Genomic DNA, 19169 nt, shown 5'->3' with positions numbered 1-19169 from the left:
TACTTGCAACAATGTGAGCCCTGGCGGGCTGCTGTCCAGTGTGGACGCGAATTCGTTTCCATTCGTCGCAGCAGTCGACGCGGGGTTGTGACCTTAGGCCTAAACCGTCATTCTGGCGCGACTTTCCCTGACTATGACGAGAGAAACGAATTGATGACCTTAGCGCAGCAGATACTTTGGGGCAGTGTTTATCTTGGTATCTGCTTTCTGATCGAGCTTGCTCTGCTGACGTGGTGTACTCAGACGATCCGGGTGATGTCCCTGAAGTTGGAAAACAGTAAACGGTACTTCACGATCGCGGCTCCAATTTGTGTGGCTCTTGTGTTCATCATTGCGATTCACACGTTCCAGGTTTGGATTTGGGCTATTGTGTGGGTGCTAGGGGAAACCCTGCCGGACTGGAACTCGGCCCTGTACTTTTCATTGGTGACCTTCACGACGCTTGGATATGGCGACATTGTATTGGGTGAAGACCTGCGCATTTTCGGTGCGTTTGCATCTGTCACGGGTTTGCTGGCCTTTGGGTTATCGACGGCCTTTATGGTTGCCCTAATGACCCAAGTCTTCAAAGAGGAATTGATGTCCTAGAGGATAGGGGCAAACAGCCGTGCCAGCGGTGAGCCAAAGCGGATAAAGGCGGGTTGCTCGGGCAAATTGAGCTCTAGCTCGTAACAGTCTTTGAAGTCTGCCTTTAACATATTGTCCACAGCCTGTGCTGCACGTTCGTCGAAGAACAGGGCCATTGCCTCAAAGTTCAACCGGAAAGAGCGGTTATCCAAGTTTGTTGTACCCACAGCGGCAATGGTGTCGTCCACGACAAACGCCTTTTGGTGCATGAACCCGTTGGTATAGCGAAAGACGCGTGCACCACATTCACGGATCTCGTCAAAATAGGCAAAAGCCGCCAGCCAGGGTAGGCGGTGGTCTATCACGTCTGGCACCAGTATCCGCACATCTACACCGCGCAATGCGGCATGTTGCAATGCCGTCATGATGTCGATGTCGGGCACAAAATACGGCGATGCAATCCAGATTCTGTCCTTCGCCGCTGCGATCGCTGCAAAAAACATCATCGCGCCAGTCTCGGTCTCGTCGCCGGGGCCGGTGGCAACCAGCAAGGCGTTCATGTTCTGCTCGGATTCTGTTCCGGCCCAATCTAACCGGTCGATCAGATCCTCCTCGTGCGCCCAGTGCCAGTCTTCACAGAAGATAAGCTGCAACTGACGGACGATATGGCCGGACATCTTGATGTGAGTGTCCCGCCAATGGCCGAAATGCGGATCCTGTCCCAGATACTCGACACCCACGTTATGACCACCGATAAAGCCGGTTTCCCCATCAATAATCACCGTTTTACGGTGATTTCGGTAGTTGAGCTGAAACCTGTATTGCGGACCGCGCCGGTCGCGTGGATTGGCGATCTCAACCCCCGCAGCGCGCAGGCTGTCCAGATAGGCTGTTGGCAGGCCATAGCTGCCGACCGCGTCCGTCATGAAGCGCACACTGACACCACGTTCGGCCGCCGCGATCAGCTTTGCTTGAAGTTGCTGGCCCAACGCATCATCGCGCACGATGTAGAACTGGATCAGGATATAGGTCTGCGCGGCGTCGATCGCCTCAAAGATTGAGTCGAACGTGGCCTGACCGTCGATCAGCAACTCGGCCCCGTTTCCGCGAGACACGGGCAAATGCGCCAGCGCCTCAAACGGCTTTGGATTCACTTTCATGGTTTCAGGATCGGGTTTTGAGAAGTCAGCGAATGTCTTGATGCCTTCGACCACGGTTTCGCTTTGCTTGCGCGCGATGCGGTAGCCGCGAAACCGATGGTGGCCAAGGAACAGATAGAGCGGCACGCCGAACACCGGAGCAGAGATCAACAAGACCACCCAGCCAACCGCGCCCTGCGGTGTACGCGCCGTCTGAGCCGCCCGGATCGCAAAGACAATGGCGGTCACGTAGAGGAAAAAGATGAACGCGGAAACAAGCAGTGTCCACATGGGGTTATCAGTCTCTGTTCTACCTAGTTCGCCCCAGTGTAGACGCGTTTCCAATCCTTCGCCATATCGACGATGATCCATCCCATGTCGGGACCTTTGTCCAGCCCGTCCACAAGTTTTCCAATCGGGCTTTCGCGATCATAGGCCCATTCACGCTCAGCATCGGTGTGATGGATCAGCACCCCAAGTCGAGGGCCGTCCCCAGCGGTCGTCCACTCCAACATCGCGAAATCACCATCCGAGTTGCCAGCCGCCAAAATGGGACGTCGGCCTATTGTGCGTTCGATATTGATCGGTTTTCCCTCTTTATCGTCGATGAACGCAATTCCGGGTGACTTCACAATGGTGGGCGTGCCGTCGATGGATTCATAGGTGGCGTCAGCATATGTGCCTAGCACTTGCTCGGGCGGAATTCCGTATGCGTCTTCGGCGAAAACGCGCATGAAGTGCAGGCCGCCGCCGGACACGATATAGGTGCTAAAGCCTTCGTCGCGGAGGTATCGCAGCAGCTCAGCCATTGGCTGATAGGTCATTTGGTCGTAAGGCAGGCCCGTGTCAGGGTGGCGAGCTGTTTGTAGCCAGTCAGCCACCGCATCTTGAAAATCATCTACGCTGCTACCAGCGTGTGAGGCATTAATAACCTCGATCAAAGCCTCGTGGCCCCCTTCGGCGATGGCCTGGACATTACCTTTGGCCGCAGCTTCCAGTATTGGGGTGCTCAGGATAGATGGGTCCGTTTTTGCAAGTTCTTCAAGCCGATCCATGGCAAAGATCAACTGAAAATAGACCGGCTGCTCGGCCCAGAGAGTGCCGTCATTGTCGAACACCGCAATCCGCTCGGCTGGTGTTACGTAGTCCGCGTGGTTCGGATCCGTCACCGCACTGACGAAATTGACGATCCCGGACTTGGAGGCTCCATCATCCCAACTGGGTAACGGGTCCGCGACCAGCGCCGTCGCCGTTACTGAAAGGAACGTGGTAAAAAGAGCGGCCTTCATAAGAATTTCCCTAACCTCAAATAACATCTGAGAAGGGCCGCCAAGTGCATGGCGGCCCCTTGCTTGTTTTGATCTGGCCTTAGTTGCTTGTCGGCGTGGCCAGTTTCTCCATCACCTGATCCAGGTTGAAGCTGGCCGCCTTCTGACGAGGCGGGAATTCCTGGAACGTTGCAAGGAAGTTTCCGACATACTGCTGCGCAGGCACCAAGAAGTACGCACGGTCCAGCAACCAATCATAGTAGGTGTTGGACGTCCGATACGCGCGTTCATATGGGTCGCGGCGCAGGTTGATGATCAAAGGAATGCGCAGCTCGGTCCAAGGCTCCATCCACGCACGCAGCGTTGCCCAGGCTTTCTGCTCAAGGAAGATCAGTTTCCAGTCCTCAAAGCGCAACGCTGTCAGGTCACCATCGTCTGAGAAATAGAAGATTTCCTTGCGCGGGCTTTCTGTGGCCTCTCCGGTCAGCAGGGGCAGGATGTTGTAGCCATCCAGATGCACCTTGTAGTCGCGGCCCATGCCAGAGGAACTGTATCCTGCCTTCAGCTTGTCCTTGATTTCAGGATCACCGGCAACGGCCAGATAGGTCGGCAGCCAGTCCATGTGGTGAACGATTTCATTGGTCACCGATCCGGCTTCGATCTTGCCAGGCCAACGCACCATCGACGGCACACGCCATCCACCTTCCCAGTTGGTGTTCTTTTCACCCCAGAAGGGCGTCGCCGCCGCATCAGGCCACGTGTTCATATGGGGGCCGTTGTCGGTTGAATAGTGCACAATGGTGTTGTCGGCGATGCCAAGCTCATCCAGCAGATCAAGCAACTGACCCACATGCATGTCATGTTCGATCATGCCTGCGGTGTATTCGTCAGCCACTCCGCCAATGATTTCGTTGGCTTGCGTGCGCATCTCATCCTTGACGTGGGTCCGGAAGTGCATGCGCGTTCCGTTCCACCAGACATAGAAGGGCTGACCCTGCTCATGCGCGCGCTTGATGAAGTCGATCGCTGCGGCAACGGTTTCGTCATCCACCGTTTCCATACGCTTTTTGGTCAGCGGGCCGGTGTCCTCGATGGTGCCGTCGGCCTTTGACTTGATCACCCCGCGCGGGCCATAGGCCTCGCGGAAGGTGCGACCATCGGCAAGCACCGTGTCGCCCGGATAGTCTTCGTTTTCAGGCTCTTCCTCGGCGTTCAGATGGTACAGGTTCCCGAAAAATTCATCAAAACCGTGGTTTGTCGGAAGGTGTTCATCTTTGTCGCCCAAGTGGTTTTTGCCGAATTGACCGGTGACATAGCCGTGATCTTTCAGCAGCCCAGGGATGGTCGGATCTTCGACCTGCATGCCAAGATCAGCGCCCGGCAAACCCACCTTGGACAGTCCGGTCCGGAAAACCGATTGCCCCATGATGTACGAGGATCGACCAGCCGTACAGGATTGTTCCCCGTAGTAATCGGTAAAGATCATTCCTTCTTTCGCGACGCGGTCGATATTGGGTGTCTGGTAGCCCATCAAACCCATTGTGTAGGCCGAGATATTGGATTGACCGATATCGTCGCCCCAGATCACCAGGATGTTGGGCTTTTGGTCCTGCGCCCACGCGGGAATCGCCAGCGCAACTGCGACGGTAGCCGCAGCAACTCGACGCAATCTTCTGCGCCAATTGTCCGCCGTTGAACGTGGTGGTGACATGGTTTTCTCCCGATTTGAGGGGACCAGCATGGCCCCTTGATACATACTTAAATTTGGTGCGCTAAGTTGCTTAAAACGCTACCTGAAAGGTGGTTCGACTATGAGCTGTGAAAATGCGTAGCAGCGGGAATCGAACGGGTTTAGCATAGGCCATGATTTGTGCTAAAAACTTATCAATTGATAAGTTTGGAAATTTCTAATGTTTGACAAAGCCAATAATCTTAAAGCCTTGCGAAATGGTGGGTGGTTCAGCAATCGCTCGGCCGCGTTTCAGCGTGACTTGTTGGAGTGCGGGATCGCAAAGTGCTTTGATGCGTGTGAGGCGCTGTATCACCACGGTGACGCGGTCAACGGAATTTTTGCCGTTCTAAGCGGCGGGGTTCAAATCACCGTTCCAGCCGATGACGGGCAGGAGTTCGTCATTCATCGCGAAGGCGCGGGTTTCTGGGTTGGCGATCTCGCATTGTTCGCGGACACGCCCAGATTGGTCAGCGTTTTAACCACGCAGAAAACCCGTTCTCTATTTTTCCCGAACACTCGTATCGCCAAGCTGGTGCAAGAAAGCCCTCACTACATCCGGGACTTCTATGCGCTGACCCAGGAAAATATGCAGACGGCGCTGCGCATCATGGCCAATCTGGTCGTCACCGGAACAGAAAAACGACTAGCTCTGCGCTTGCTTCATCTGGATGAGGGCACTTCCAAGTCAGACGGCTGGATTGATGTGTCGCAGGAGGAGTTGGCCGAGATGATCGCCGTTTCCCAGCCGACGCTGCATCGAAGCCTGCACCGGCTGGCTGATCTGGGTTTGGTCGAGGTCGGTTATGGCCGCGTATTGTTGAAGGACAGAAGGGCATTGATCGCGAACTGTCAAAATTGATCGCTAAGGGTTGAGGGGCGGCAGCGGTGAGGTGTCGTTCCGTGGTGTGTTCTTAAGGTGATCCAGCGCGGCGATTGCTGCAGACCAATTAGCTTTTTGTTCTGTAGAATTTGGCGCGTATAGCGTAGCCCCGATTTGGGTCAATGCTGCTTCAATATCGCTCATGTTCGTTTTGTTTTCGCTGCGTTTCTTCCAAAGTTCTAACGCAGAGTATGCGGCGGATAAGTCCTGTGATTTCAGCGCGTGCCTCAACTGGGCAAGGGCAAACTGAGATGATGCCTGATACGCGCGCCTGCGCGCTTTGCGAACATCGCGAAAACGTGGCACGGCCCATCGCAGTCCTGCCCAAGGCAACACCCCAATGAGTGCTAACCATGCCAATGCCCTTAGAACGTCCTGAGGATCCCTTGGTGCGGGTTCGGGCGCCTGTAATTTCAGGTCCACAGACGGTATTTGGATCGTTTCAACCTGATTGGTCCCCAGATTGAACCATTCAAAAACAACCGCTGGAAGCTGCGTGGTTCCGCCGGACTGGGCCAAATATACCACTTCATCTATCCGCTGGCCTGAAAGAACCCCGCGATCTTCGGTTTCCGTAAAGCGCGGTTCTTTTGGATAGGCCCGCAGCAGTTCATCCTGATTTTCCGGGATCAAAGCGGGTATTAAGATGGGTGTTGTCCCGGAAATCCGAGCGGTGAGCCGGCGCGTGATTGATCCTCCGGCCTGTAATTCTGGCGCGCCTTCAAGCTCTTGTTCGACGGTGAAGCCTGTCGCAATTATCAACGGGTTCAGTGTTGAGGCTTCTTTCGGAACCACAGCATTGATAGTCGTTTGGGGAAGTGAGACGGTAACCTCAACCGGTTCATTGCTGTCGGGATCAGCAAATGTGACCGCAATATCCAACTGTCCCAGATCAATCGTGCCGGACCGCAAAGGATAGAGTCGATAGCTGCGCTGGACACCTGACCACGTTTCCCCGTCGATTGTCTCACTGACAGGGCCGGACGCGCGTTCGGGCAGGCGAACCAGAAGATTTTCCTGCTCCAGAGAGGGAAATATTGGCGGTGACGGCATGTATGTCGGCACCAAGACCTTCATGCGAACAATAGTGGGTTGTCCGACGATAACCTCACCTTCCGGGGTGTCGATGGAAACCAAAGGCTGTATCGTCGGTGACGCTTGCGAAAAGGCGACGGATGGGACCAAAACCAAGATGAGTATCAAGACGTATCTCATTGTGACTGAACCTGATTTTCCAACAGGAACCGATTTTTGAGAAAGTCCTGCATATCGGTGTCGATTGCGCTGATCCATTGGTCGGCAGACATGGGTTGAGCACCTTCGCTTTGCGCCTGCACAGTTGTGTCCTGACCACGTGCATCTTCATTGTCGAAAACGGTGTCGTCAGCCCCGATGCCGGCTTCTTCGCCCGTATCTGATTGCTCACGTGTGGTTTCTACGAACTCCAGAATAGCGTTGGCAACGACCAGGTTGTGTTGAGCTTCGGGCCAGCCCGGGCGTCGTTCCAGTGCGGTTTCAAAGGCAGAAATTGCCGGGCGGTACTCGCGGTTTCGTATTCGGGCCATGCCCTCGGCAAAAGCGGCCTCTGGTGTGTTCAATGCCGAAAACACCTCGGCCGCCTCTGGGTACTGACCTGCTTTTAGCATCGCATACCCCTTATGGTAGGGGTCTTGGAAAAGCTCTGCGGCTTGAGAGTAATTTTTTCTGTCCATTGCGATCTGGCCTTGCTGGTCTGGTGTGAGAAACCAGTCCCGCCATCCTTGCGCAAAAGCTGGCCCAGAGGGTTGCACGACGAACAGAAGCAAAAGCGCCCATCGGATGACCCATCCTTGCCTGAACCACAGAAGTGACAACAGCGCGGCCGGCCAGACCAGTATCCATCCCTTGTCTTGCCAGTCGAGCTGGTCTTCCTCATCCAGCGCGTTGACGTAAGACGTCTGAATCTTCCGATGCAGCCGGGTTATGTCCTGATCACCCCCTGAAAACGGGACCACTGTAGCGTTATTCAGAGTGTCCAACTGAACGATCCGGTCCCCGTCTGGCAGCATTGTCAGGAACAACAGGTCCGACGTTGCGTCTTGCATTTCGGGTATCTGAGACGGCTCGATGTCATCCAGCACAAACAAGACAGCGCCGGGCGTGTCAGAGGCTGCAAGTATGTCTTGAGCCATTGCCAATGCGTCAGCGGCAGCATCCCCCTGTTTGGGCATCACGGCAGGAGTTAGCCCTTCCAGCAGCGGTCGAAGGATATTGGCATCCTCAGTCAGTGGCGCAACGCGGTGCGATGTTCCTGCATAGGCAATCAGGGCTGTTCTTGCGCCAGATCGCAAGTTGATCATATCCGATATCTTGTACTTTGCGCGCTCCAGGCGCGAGGGGGACAGATCGGTGCTGTCCATGCTGTCCGTCACTTTTAGCGCGATAACCAATGGTGCTGTGTCCGCGACCAGGGGGTTCGGCGCGCGCGACCACGTTGGCCCAGCGGCCGCCAAAGTGAGCAGTACCGCGATGAACATCACGATGTCCGCTGGATAGACGCGCCTTTGATCCTCTGCGCCCAGTTGCAAGGCTTTGGCAAGATGAGGCGCTATGCCAGAAGGAAGGTCACGCGGCCCCTTGGTTTTTGGGCGTATAGCCCACCAAAGAACCGCAATCGGTATCAACAACAGAAGCCAAGCTGTTCGGAAAAAATGAAATTCTGTCAGAGCATCAATCATTGGGTGCTCCGATAACGACGGGAAAAGTGAAAGCCCGCAGAGCTGAGCAAAATCAAAGCAAGGGCAAAAATGAGGGGAATATGCGCCAGGTCATCGCGCGGTCGGTAGCTTTGAGTTTCTACGACGCGCGGGTTTTGCTCATCTATCTGTTGATAGACCTGCGCCAGCGCGGTTTCGTCATCGGCAAAGAAATACTGTCCGTCCGTCGCGCGCGCGATGTCCTGTAAGGCTTGCAGGTCTACGCGATCTTCACCGGTTGCATTGGGGTCACCAACCCCGACCGTGTAGATGACGACGCCTTTTTCCGCAGCGATTGAAGAAGCGTTGACTGGTGTCATGCGGCTCGATGTATCGGCTCCGTCACTCAGAACGATCATCAGGCGCTGATCGACTTCGCTGGAGTCAAAAAGGCGGATGCCAAGCCCAATGGCGTCGCCGAGGGCCGTATTCGGGCCTGCCATACCAACTTGAGTTTGGTCCAGGAACCCATTCAAACTTTGTAGGTCTTCGGTAAAAGGAGCCTGCACAAAGGCGCGGGTTCCAAAGATGATCAGCGCCATCCGGTCCCCCTGACGGTCCTCGATGAACTCACGCAGAACATCCTTTACGGCAGCCAATCGTTGCTTTGGGGATCCTTCGGTTGACGTGAAATCGCGTTGATCCATAGATCCTGAAATGTCGAGCGCCAGCACTACATCTCGGGCTGATTTTTCAATCACCACCGGCTCGGCCAGCTTTTCCGGGCGGGACAGGGCTGTGACTAGAAGAACCCAAACCAAGATAGCCACCGATGACTGAGCCCACGTGCGATTCAAAACAACCGAGCCGGTCTTGGGTTCAATTCCCGCCGCCTCTGCAACATGGCGGAAAAAGGGTATGCGCGTTGCGCTAACCTTTTCTTCTCGTGGAGGAACAAGCCAATATACCAGCACGGGCAGAGGCAACAGTAGAAAGACCCAAGGCGCGGCGAATGAGAACATCAGCCTCTCCTTTCCACCTTGTGGAACTTAATCCAGTCCCGAGCAAGTTTTGCGACTTCGGCGTTTGACGTACCTCCGGCGTAGGGGGCCGTTAGCAATTCATGGCTGTTTGGGCTAGTAAACAGTTTTTTATCAAAGGCTTGGTTGATGAAGTTCAGCCAATCTTGCCCATAGAGGCTGGCGACGGTTTCGCGCGGGTACGCCGCCAGCGCTGTGCGCCGGAGCAGTTCCGCAATCTTTGCAGTATCGTCGCCAATATCTTCAAGTTCGACAAGAGCAGCGCGCCGATATGCGTTAGCCAGACGAAGTCGACGGTATCTGTAGATGACAAAAACGATACCAGCCGCCATTAGAAAACACAGAACCACCCAACCCCACGTCTGCGGAAGCATGGAAACAGGGTCGGGCGAGGGTGCGGGCGCGAGCATGTCCAGCAGTTCAACCAGCGATTTGCCTTCGACATCAGGGTTCATCGCGCCCCCCTTGGATGGCCAAAAAGCCTATGCAACTGATCCAGCGCAGCTTCGGACGTGGTCAGGGGGACAATCGGGAACCCATATCGGCGCGACCACAAGTTCAACCGAGACAGCCTGTTTTCCAGCGCGGATTTGATCCGGTCGGACATGTCAGGGGCTGAGCTGTCTATTTCGATCTGGCTAATACCGTCCGAAACTGTGAGCTTCACATCCCTGGGCAATACTTGTGAACTCGGGTCGAAGACGTTGAACAGAATTAGATCGTTTGAGCGCGACAACTTGCTGAAAAGGCGCTCGGAATCTTCGTTCAGGCCGTCAAAATCTGAAAAAACGCAAATCAGAGCATTGGTGTGGGCAAGCGCGACCGCTTGCTTGAGTACATCGTTAAGCGCCACCGTCGGGTTCGGGCGCGAAGATGCGCTCAGTCCACAATTCAACGCCCCGATTGAGGACAGGAACCGAGACAAAGCGACTGCGCGTCTTTGTGGTCGATGCTCGGCCAGATCCGTGTCGCCGAAGACGATCCCCCCGACGCGGTCCCCCTGTCGCAGAACGCGGTGCGCGGCAATGGCGGCTGCTTCGGCCGCGACAACCGACTTTGTATATTCCACGGTTCCAAAGAACATCGACACGCGCTGGTCGACCAGCAAAAGGGCGGGCCGATCCCGTTCTTCTGTGTAAACCCTGACATGCGGCTCGCCGGTGCGTGCGGTGACCTTCCAGTCGATTGTACGAATGTCGTCACCCGGCAAATATGTGCGCAATTCTTCAAAGTTCAGCCCGCGTCCGCGCAAGCGAGACGCGTGACGCCCGTTCAGGATTGATCGCGCAGGTTGCCGGGGCAAAAGGCTTAGCGCTCGCGATTTTGGACCCAGTCGCAATAGGTGCTCAGCATCCACATGGATGCGTGGGTCTAGGGGATATGTGGCTGTCTGCGCCAATGTCACCTCTTACGGCAAGGCCACAAGACGCAGGATTTCGGCAATGACATCATCGGCTGTCTTGGCACTTCCCTGCGCTTCAAAACTCAGGGAGATGCGATGGCGAAAGACGTCATGGGCAATGGCGCGAATGTCGGCGGGGTCGACATAGTCGCGCCCGTTCATCCAGGCATGAGCGCGCCCGCATTTGTCCAACGCCAATGACGCACGGGGGCTGGCTCCGATCTCAATCCATTCCGCAAGCTCATCGCTGAGGTTTTCCGGTGTGCGGGTCGCCTGCACAAGATCGGCCATATATCTATCCATCGCGTCCGAGACATGGACTTGGCCAATTTCGGACCGCGCAGCGAAGACGGCGTCTTGTGGTATTGGGGCAGGGTGTTCGCCTGCCGACCCGCCGCCGGTTGCGATTTCTTCGTTTCGGACCAGACGTATGACTTCGACCTCGTCCTCGACCGGAGGGTAGGTGATCTGGACGTGCATCAGGAACCGGTCCATTTGCGCTTCGGGCAGGGGGTAGGTGCCCTCTTGCTCAATAGGGTTTTGCGTCGCCATTACAATGAACAGCGGGTCCATTTTATGCGTGGTGCCCGAGACGGTGACCTGTCGTTCCTCCATCGCCTCTAGCAGAGCGGCCTGAACCTTGGCGGGGGCTCGGTTTATCTCGTCCGCCAAAACGATGTTGGCGAAGATCGGGCCGGGGTCGAAGCGAAAGGTGCTGCCAGTTTCGGTTTGAAGAAACACTTCGGTTCCGGTCACGTCTGATGGAAGAAGGTCGGGTGTAAACTGAATCCGGCTGAAACTGGCATCCATGTTGCGCGCCATCGCTTTGACGGCCCGCGTCTTGGCAAGCCCCGGCAAGCCTTCGATCAACAGGTTGCCGTTTGCCAGCAAGCCGATAATCAGTCGGTCAATGACCTCGGTCTGGCCGATGATGGCTTGTCCCATTCGGGCCTTGAGGTCGTTTATTTGTTCAAGTGCAGTCATTTTCTTGGGTCCAAATGCAAGCTGGATGCCGTGAAAAGGCAGGTTTGACCTTGGTGAATTCGAGTGGTCTGGAATATGCAGTAATTATCGGACGTTATCAGCCCTTCAGTTGCCGATCCACTATGAAATCCGGTTTGAAAGACGTTGAATGTCAACCAGCAGTTCGGGCCGGATTTCGCCGTTGTTGGGTGGATCGCGAAGTGTATCAAACCAATGCTGGGGTGGGTTTTTCCCAGCAGTCCTATTCCATGTCAGGTCGCGCAGCACCGACTGAGCTCGCGCGTTCAATTTGTCTGGAATTTCAATGTTGTTGAGCGTCGCCCAGACGCCGCTCCACAGCCGGGCGACTGACCACGGGTTATAGCCACCGCCGCCTAGAACAAGAAGCCGGGGCGCCATATCCCGAAGGCTTGCTACAGCGCGCCAATGGGCGTTGTTTGAGAGGGTTAGACGGGACAGAGGGTCCTCGGCGACCGCGTCCGCGCCGCATTGAAGGACAATCGCCTGTGGGCGAAATGCAGCCGCAGCGGGCAGGATCACCTGATCCAGAATTGCATAGAACTCATCATCATTTAGACCTCGCGCGACCGGAAGATTGAACGCAGCACCCCCTGCGGTGTCCTCAAGCGCGCCGGTGAAGGGCCAGCGACGTGCCTCATGGACCGAGATCATCCGGACTTTGTCAGAGCCGTGAAAGGCGGCCTCGACTCCGTCGCAATGGTGGGCGTCGATATCCACGTACACGATACGCTCCAAACCCGCGTTTAAGAACGTCAGGATCGCCAACACGGGATCGTTCAGATAGCAGAATCCGCTTGCTCGGTTACGAAGCCCGTGATGGGTGCCCCCGGCTGGGTTGTAGATGATCCCCCCGTTTTGCAGCAGGTCTGCCGCCAGTATCGAACCACCCGCCGCTGTTGCGGGCCGACGGTACATCTCGGCGAAAACTGGATTTGAAATTGTCCCGAGGCCATATTTCTCGCGCGTTTCTTCCGACACGGAAAGCGTCTTTTCCGCGGTCTGAAGCGCGGCGATATAATCAGGAGTATGAAATATCTGAAGGGCGCTTGGCGTTGCGCGCGGACTGGTCCGGTACGCTTCGGGGGGCAGCCATCTCAGCGCCTCGCAAAGGTCCATAACCGTAGAGACACGCGGTATCGATAGCGGGTGTTTCGACCCATATGTCGAGTGGCGATAGATTTCCGATCCGAGAAATAGGGGGCCCATTGCTTACGTGTCTTGCCCTGGCCGTTGGTCTTCGCCCAATCGCCCGTCCAGTGACATAAGAATTGCAATCGGGCGCAACGCAGGAATGTGGCTGAACACGATAAGAATGCAGACCGTCAAGGGAACGCTCAAAAAGGCTCCGATCATGCCCCAGACTGTCGTCCAGAAGGTCAGGGCCAGAATAACGAGGAACGTGGACATGTTCAGCGAGCGTCCCAGCATGGCCGGGTCCAGAAAGTTGCCGATCAGGAACTGGATTGTTCCGCAGCCAAACACGATGATCAGGAAAGGCCCGATGCTATCGAACTGAACAAGCGCGATCATCGCCGGAAAGATCACGGCAATGATTGATCCAATCGAGGGGATGAAGTTCAGTGCAAAGGTAAGTACGGCCCATGTCTCGGCGTATTCAAGGCCCAGCATCTTGAAGACCGAATAGCTGATACCGGCCGTAATAATGCTAATGAATGTTTTGACGCCGACGTACCGCTGCAGGCTATAGGAAATCGCGTCCAGCACCGATGCGAACTCGGCCCCGGTCTGAGGGTTTCCCGCCGCCAACTGTATCTTTTTGCGAAAGGCCAGACGTTCCGCCATGAGGAAAGCGACATAAAGGCTGATCAGAAAAAAGTGGTTCAGCAGTGAGGTGGCGCTGCCCAATAGAACGCGCGCGACGTAGGACATGTCGATGCTGATCAGATTGTCCCTGATGAACTTGGTAATGTCATTGCCGACCAGCCCCGTGATCCGGCTCACGGCTCCGTCAAACTGGTTTTCATAGGCGCTGATGGATCGTGCAAACTGGGTCGCCTGACTGCCTAGAATGTACATGATCATGAACAACCCGGCCAAAACGACGGTGACGCCCGCTACGTTTGCGATCCAGACAGGGGCGCGGGTCACCGAGATAACGCGGTCGCTGAGTGCGATGATCAGCACGTTGATCAGCAAGGCCATCGTCAACGGGATTAGAAATGCAGACCCGGCATACAGGCCCAGCACGGTCAGCGTGGCAACAATGGCCGTATCGCGGACGACGGCCAGTTTCAGCCGGGGCGTCGTGTACGTATCGTTTTGGTCCAAAGGCATCTTTTTTCCGCCGCTGCGCTGAAATCACCCCGATTTGGATTTTCTATACCGATCCTGCACAGCCGCGCCGGATTATGCAATGCATGCAAGTGTTTGTGCGGGTTAATTTGTCTTCATGTTGGTTTTGATGGTTCTGTCATCCCATGAGCCGGGGTAGGGTTTGGGCATGAACGCGAACGTGATTCCCCTATTTGGCCGACCTCTACAGGCGCTGTGGCTGGCCCTTGGTCGCTTTGGTGCCAAAAACGGGCTAGTGATGAGCAGTCATGTCGCCATGTCCCTTATGCTGGCTCTGTTTCCGTTCGTTTTGTTTACCGTGGCTTTGGCCGGATCTTTGTCGCAGGATTATGTCACCAACGAACTGATTGAGCTGATCTTTGGGGCTTGGCCACAGGACGTGGCCGATCCCATTGTGGCCGAGTTGCGAGCCGTGCTGGAACAGTCCGGTTCAGGCGTCATAACCATTGGGGGCTTGCTGGCCGTGTTCTTCGCATCCAACGGAGTTGTGGCTGTTCGTGCTGCGATGAATCAGGCGTATCATGATCACGATAGCTGGCCGTTCTGGAAAACCCGGCTGTTCTGTCTGGCGTTGGTGGTAATCGGTGGCGCCACGATTTTGGCAATTGCTGCGGTCGAAGTGGTCTTGCCGGTTTACACAAAACTCGTGTCCGAAAGAACCGATGTAAATGTGTCAGAGTGGTTGTCGGTGGATCGGCTGCGATGGACGTTCACGGTCGCGGTGCCAGCCGGAACCGTGATCCTGGCGCATCTTCTTTTGCCGACGCGTCGCCATTCTGTGATGCAGATTTTGCCCGGTGTGGTTCTTACGCTGGCGCTCTGGGCTGCCGGGGGATGGGGGTTCTCGATCTATATCGGTCAGTTTGCAACTTACAGCACGACCTATGCAGGATTGGCCGGGGCAATGGCGGCCTTGATCTTCCTGTATCTATGCGCGGCGATCCTGATACTGGGTGCTGAATATAACGGTGCTTTGATGGACCTTCAAAATTCGGGCGAAGGGACCGCGGATTGAGACACTTTCTTTTCGGTTTGTTCGTGCTTTATCCGTCGTTCGCTTGGGGACAGGTTCCGACTTATGTCGGCTCGGATCAATGTACTGAGTGTCATCAGGCCGAAGCCGACGCATGGGCCAGTTCTCATCACGCATTGGCGTGGACCGAGGCAGATGCCGGTCACGTTGCCGCTGATTTTGACGGCACCAGGTTTGAGCATGACGGCATGTCCGTCGAGTTTTCCAATGACGATGCCCTGCGTGCTCGGGTCACCGAAAAAGACGGTGTATCGACCGAGTATGATGTGCATTCGGTGGTCGGTATCGCGCCATTGCAGCAATACCTGTTTGAAACCGAGCCGGGCCGTTTGCAGAGCTTTGACGTGGTTTGGGATACCGAGAAGAAGCGTTGGTTTCACCTTTATCCTGATCAGGACCTGCCCCCGGATGACGGGTTGCATTGGACCGGACCCTACAAAAACTGGAATGCCCGCTGCGCAGAGTGTCATGCGACTGGTTTTGAAAAGAACTATGACGCTCAGACCCGCAGTTATACGTCAACGCAATCGGAAATCGGCGTCGGGTGTGAGGCGTGTCATGGTCCGGGCTCTGCCCATATCGACTGGACAAAAGGTCAGAGCGTTGGCGGCGACCTGACAGAATACGGGTTCAACATGGATTGGGGCAGCGGCCAGACCGAGGCTGAAATCCAGCAATGTGCCGGATGCCATTCGCGCCGCGAAGCGCATGGTGACGGCAATCCCTTGCCGGGAACACCCTACCACGATGCCTATAACCTCGCGGTGCTGAGGCCGGGATTGTACCATCCCGACGGGCAGATACAGGACGAAGTTTATGTCTATGGATCGTTCCTGCAGTCCAAGATGTACGCGCAAGGCGTAGGGTGCATGGATTGCCACGAACCCCACAGCGCAACTCTGCGGGCCGAAGGGAATGGGCTCTGCACGCAGTGCCATTCTCTCGCAGGGAACAGTCGCTTTCCGACTTTGAAGCCAAAGGAGTACGACTCGCCGGATCATCATCACCATCCAGACGGCAGTGACGGCGCGCAGTGTAAGTCGTGCCACATGATCGAGCGTGTCTATATGGGTGTTGACGGTCGGCGCGATCATAGTTTCCGCGTTCCGCGTCCAGACTTGGGGCTTGGCGAAGATGCCTGCACCGATTGCCATAGGGATAAGGATCAGGAATGGGCAGCGACACAGATTGAGGTATGGTTTCCGCAGTCGGAACACCGTGGCGCACATTATGGCTCAGCGTTCCAACAAGCGATGACGGGCCGCGCAGACGGACCTGCGGGATTGCTGGAAATCGCCACCGACCGCGGCCAGGCCGGTATCGTTCGCGCAACGGCGGCTTATTTTCTGCAGGATTTTGGCTCGGACGAAATTGCGGCACAGACGGCTTCTCTGCTTAGGGATGACGATCCGATTGTCCGTGCCAACGCAGCGCCGCTACAACGACATGCAGGCATGTCGGATCGGGTACTGCGATTGGAACCCTTACTGTCGGACCCGCGCAGAAATGTGCGGATCGCTGCAGCAAAAGAGTTCCTGACCATACCGCCGCAGGCATTGACTCGTGAACAAGGTGAGCGGGCCGGGCAGGGCATGTCAGAGTGGCAGGGCGCGATTGCCAACCGTCTGGATTTTCCTGAAACGCATATGGTGCTGGGCGGCATGGCTTTGACGCTTCGCAATCCAAAAGCAGCCGAGCGTGCCTTTACCGAAGTGATAACCCTTGACCCTCAGCGTGCGGAAGCATGGCCGATATTGGTTCAACTCGTTCAACTGAACCGAGGGGTCGAGGCCTCACGAGACGTTCTTGCCCAAGGGTTGTTGCGGGTTCCGAACCATCCTGAGCTGCTGCAATTACAGGCTCAGATCGGGCGCTGAATTGGCATTGTAAAACCCGCTTTCGGCCATGTTCACGGCAAATTCTCGGGGTATCCAAACCGGAAAGAGTGGAAACTTTCTCCGGTAAGGGGTTTGAAATGTTTGGAAAACCGGTTCGCATATCGCAGCTGCAACGGCCGCTATCAATGTCTCAGCGCATTGAAGACCTGCGCACACGCAAGCCGCAATACCTGAATCACGGAGAGGCTCTGCTGCTGCAGGGTATCGCGGCGGCGTCTCTGCGCGAGCAGGTTCTGACCGAAGAGCGAGTTTCGCTTGAAGATTAAGAGTTGCCCCTAAATCCAGTAGCCACAACAAATTTCTCAGAACTGTCTGACCGGGATGCAGGTGGCTTTACGTTGGCCACCTTGGTGAATTTCTGTTTTAGCAGCTTTTGCAGATCGCCCTCGGCGCCACCTGCCAAGACCTTGGCCACGAAGGTGCCACCTTCTTCCAGCACGTCAAACGCGAAATAGGCGGCTGTCTCGCACAGTGCCATGATCCGCAAATGGTCAGTCTGCTTGTGCCCCGATGAGGCGGCGGCCATGTCCGACATCACCACATCCGCCTTGCCGCCCAGCCAATCCTTGACCTTCTGGTCGGCGTCGTCCTCCATGAAGTCCAGCACATGGGCCGTGGCACCCGCGACGGGCTCGACCTCTTGCAGGTCTACGCCCAGAACCGTGCCGATCCGCTTGCCGCTTTTTTCGCCCAGCGCGTTCACCCGTTTGACGGCGACCTGCAACCAGCCGCCGGGGGCGCAGCCCAGATCAACAACCCGCGCGCCGGGGACCAGAAAGCGAAACTTGTCGTCCAGCTCCAATATCTTATAGGCCGCGCGCCCGCGATACCCTTCGGCAGTTGCGCGCTTTACGTATGGGTCATTCAACTGCCGCTCGAGCCAGCGGGTCGAGCTGAGCTTGCGCCCGCGTGCAGTCTTAACCTTAACCTTCAGGTCGCGTTGTCCGCGACCTGAGGTGTTTTTGCCACTTGGTGTCTTCGCCATCAGAACGGTCCGTCTTCCAATACGCCGTCCGCGCTCATTTGTGCATATAGCAGACCTTCGCGCAGCCCACGATCCGCCACTGAAAGGCGGTCGGTGGGCCAGCAGCGCAACAGTGCCTGCAAGATGGCCGAGCCGGACATTATCAGAGCCTGCCGGTCATCGCCAATGCGCGGGTCCCGGCGTCGACCCTGAGGGCCGAGTTCTAGATAACCGCGTATCACTTTGTCAATCTGATCGCTGGTCATGCGCAGGCCATCCACTTTTGTCCGGTCATATCGCTTGAGACCAAGGTGGGAGGCAGCCACGGTTGTCACTGTGCCGCTGGTTCCGACGATCTGAAACCCTTCACGCGCCTGTTCATCCTTGTAGGGGGCAAAATCGGCCAGGTTTTCTTCAAAGAACCAGCTCATCAGGGCAAACCGGGCCGAATCGTCTTCGACATCGTTGAACTGGTCCCGCAGGGTCGCGACGCCCAGCGGAACACTGATCCAGTCCACGACCTTGGCCGCAGGAAAGGGGCTGTCGGCCGTGTGAAAGCCGTTGTGCAGGCGCATGATCGCCGCAGGCCGATCCCGGCGCGGAACAGAGGAAACGTCGATCCACACCAATTCGGTCGACCCGCCGCCGATATCCACGACCAGCAGTTGCTCGGTCTTGGTTGAAACCAGCGGTGCGCACGAGATCACGGCAAGGCGTGCCTCCTCCTCGGGCTGGATGATCTCAAGCGTCAGTCCGGTTTCGCGTTTCACCTGGCGGATGAAATCGCGTGAGTTCTTGGCGCGGCGACAGGCTTCGGTTGCGACCAGCCGCATCCGTTTGACTTTATTGCGCTTCAGCTTTTGCTGGCAGATGCGCAGCGCCTGAATGGTGCGCGCCATTGATGACCGGGACAAACGCCCGGTTCTCTCAAGACCCGCGCCCAACTGCACGGATTTCGAGAAGCTGTCGACCACATGGAACCCGCTGCCCTTGGGCTGGGCTATCAACATGCGGCAGCTATTTGTCCCCAGATCCAGCGCTGCATACAACGCATCTGGATCGGGTCTTGCCGGCGCGGGGCTTTCGACCGCCTTCGGGAACGCGCCCGCACCTTTGGGACGCTTGGGCGCCATCGTAACGCCCTCCAATTTTCGAGTTACCTCGACCATAGGTCGCGCATTCGCGTCGTGCAAGACGCTCATTAAAGTGATGAGAATTTTGATGTGAGCGTTTGCCCAAAGGTTCGCTACAAG

At 56.2% G+C, this 19169-nt stretch carries 18 protein-coding genes; 5 read left to right on the top strand and 13 right to left on the bottom strand.

Annotated elements, in window-relative coordinates:
* Positions 1 to 153 precede the first annotated feature (153 nt).
* A complete protein-coding gene (locus tag ACR0B7_RS00215; protein WP_170481923.1) occupies positions 154 to 588 on the top strand; it encodes a potassium channel family protein in 435 nt (144 codons plus the stop codon).
* Here ACR0B7_RS00215 and cls read toward each other — a convergent pair.
* The 3 genes from cls to ACR0B7_RS00200 form a co-directional block, all read right to left on the bottom strand.
* Positions 585 to 1997, bottom strand: a complete 1413-nt coding sequence (gene cls, locus ACR0B7_RS00210; protein WP_170569493.1) for a cardiolipin synthase — start codon at positions 1995 to 1997, stop codon at positions 585 to 587. The genes ACR0B7_RS00215 and cls overlap by 4 nt on opposite strands.
* A 23-nt stretch (positions 1998 to 2020) precedes the next feature.
* The gene (locus tag ACR0B7_RS00205) at positions 2021 to 2995 is read right to left on the bottom strand and encodes an HAD family hydrolase (RefSeq protein ID WP_170481929.1); all 975 of its coding nucleotides are present in this window, start codon (positions 2993 to 2995) and stop codon (positions 2021 to 2023) included.
* A 79-nt stretch (positions 2996 to 3074) separates the two neighbouring features.
* Complete coding sequence (locus tag ACR0B7_RS00200; RefSeq protein WP_480680703.1) at positions 3075 to 4685, bottom strand: arylsulfatase; 1611 nt, start codon at positions 4683 to 4685, stop codon at positions 3075 to 3077.
* Between the two features lie 199 nt (positions 4686 to 4884).
* Here ACR0B7_RS00200 and ACR0B7_RS00195 point away from each other — a divergent pair, with 199 nt between their 5' ends.
* Positions 4885 to 5565, top strand: a complete 681-nt coding sequence (locus ACR0B7_RS00195) for a Crp/Fnr family transcriptional regulator (RefSeq protein ID WP_170481932.1) — start codon at positions 4885 to 4887, stop codon at positions 5563 to 5565.
* A gap of 3 nt (positions 5566 to 5568) precedes the next feature.
* On the opposite strand, the gene ACR0B7_RS00190 is transcribed toward ACR0B7_RS00195, so the two are convergent.
* The 8 genes from ACR0B7_RS00190 to ACR0B7_RS00155 form a co-directional block, all read right to left on the bottom strand.
* Entirely contained in the window at positions 5569 to 6789 is a 1221-nt protein-coding gene (locus ACR0B7_RS00190) for a hypothetical protein (protein ID WP_480680701.1), read from the bottom strand.
* 8 nt (positions 6790 to 6797) lie between these two features.
* Positions 6798 to 8303, bottom strand: a complete 1506-nt coding sequence (locus ACR0B7_RS00185; RefSeq protein WP_170481939.1) for a VWA domain-containing protein — start codon at positions 8301 to 8303, stop codon at positions 6798 to 6800.
* Positions 8300 to 9283: a VWA domain-containing protein gene (locus ACR0B7_RS00180; RefSeq protein WP_170481942.1), complete on the bottom strand. Its 984-nt coding sequence runs from the start codon at positions 9281 to 9283 to the stop codon at positions 8300 to 8302. Before ACR0B7_RS00180 ends, ACR0B7_RS00185 begins: the two co-directional genes overlap by 4 nt.
* Positions 9283 to 9756 (bottom strand): DUF4381 domain-containing protein, encoded by a 474-nt coding sequence (locus ACR0B7_RS00175; protein ID WP_170576594.1) that lies wholly within the window; start codon positions 9754 to 9756, stop codon positions 9283 to 9285. Before ACR0B7_RS00175 ends, ACR0B7_RS00180 begins: the two co-directional genes overlap by 1 nt.
* Positions 9753 to 10706: a DUF58 domain-containing protein gene (locus ACR0B7_RS00170; protein WP_480680698.1), complete on the bottom strand. Its 954-nt coding sequence runs from the start codon at positions 10704 to 10706 to the stop codon at positions 9753 to 9755. Before ACR0B7_RS00170 ends, ACR0B7_RS00175 begins: the two co-directional genes overlap by 4 nt.
* A gap of 3 nt (positions 10707 to 10709) precedes the next feature.
* Positions 10710 to 11687, bottom strand: coding sequence for an AAA family ATPase (locus ACR0B7_RS00165; protein WP_170481951.1), 978 nt, complete (start codon positions 11685 to 11687; stop codon positions 10710 to 10712).
* Positions 11688 to 11807: 120 nt separating this feature from the next.
* The gene (locus tag ACR0B7_RS00160) at positions 11808 to 12914 is read right to left on the bottom strand and encodes an acetoin utilization protein AcuC (RefSeq protein ID WP_170481954.1); all 1107 of its coding nucleotides are present in this window, start codon (positions 12912 to 12914) and stop codon (positions 11808 to 11810) included.
* Between the two features lie 3 nt (positions 12915 to 12917).
* Positions 12918 to 14003, bottom strand: coding sequence for an AI-2E family transporter (locus tag ACR0B7_RS00155; RefSeq protein WP_170389252.1), 1086 nt, complete (start codon positions 14001 to 14003; stop codon positions 12918 to 12920).
* A gap of 166 nt (positions 14004 to 14169) precedes the next feature.
* Here ACR0B7_RS00155 and ACR0B7_RS00150 point away from each other — a divergent pair, with 166 nt between their 5' ends.
* The 3 genes from ACR0B7_RS00150 to ACR0B7_RS00140 all read left to right on the top strand — a co-directional run bounded on the left by ACR0B7_RS00150 (position 14170) and on the right by ACR0B7_RS00140 (position 17218).
* The gene (locus tag ACR0B7_RS00150) at positions 14170 to 15036 is read left to right on the top strand and encodes a YihY/virulence factor BrkB family protein (protein WP_170481958.1); all 867 of its coding nucleotides are present in this window, start codon (positions 14170 to 14172) and stop codon (positions 15034 to 15036) included.
* Positions 15033 to 16931, top strand: coding sequence for a cytochrome c3 family protein (locus ACR0B7_RS00145; RefSeq protein WP_170481960.1), 1899 nt, complete (start codon positions 15033 to 15035; stop codon positions 16929 to 16931). The genes ACR0B7_RS00150 and ACR0B7_RS00145 overlap by 4 nt, the downstream gene beginning before the upstream one ends.
* Positions 16932 to 17077: 146 nt before the next feature.
* Positions 17078 to 17218, top strand: a complete 141-nt coding sequence (locus ACR0B7_RS00140) for a hypothetical protein (RefSeq protein ID WP_170481963.1) — start codon at positions 17078 to 17080, stop codon at positions 17216 to 17218.
* Here the strand turns inward: ACR0B7_RS00140 and ACR0B7_RS00135 are convergent.
* The gene (locus ACR0B7_RS00135) at positions 17215 to 17937 is read right to left on the bottom strand and encodes an RlmE family RNA methyltransferase (protein WP_170481968.1); all 723 of its coding nucleotides are present in this window, start codon (positions 17935 to 17937) and stop codon (positions 17215 to 17217) included. The genes ACR0B7_RS00140 and ACR0B7_RS00135 overlap by 4 nt on opposite strands.
* Positions 17937 to 19049 (bottom strand): Ppx/GppA phosphatase family protein, encoded by a 1113-nt coding sequence (locus tag ACR0B7_RS00130; protein WP_170481979.1) that lies wholly within the window; start codon positions 19047 to 19049, stop codon positions 17937 to 17939. Before ACR0B7_RS00130 ends, ACR0B7_RS00135 begins: the two co-directional genes overlap by 1 nt.
* Between the last annotated feature and the right edge of the window lie 120 nt (positions 19050 to 19169).

Source organism: Ruegeria sp. BB6, from assembly GCF_056539385.1.
This window is presented reverse-complemented; position numbering and strand designations above follow the sequence as displayed.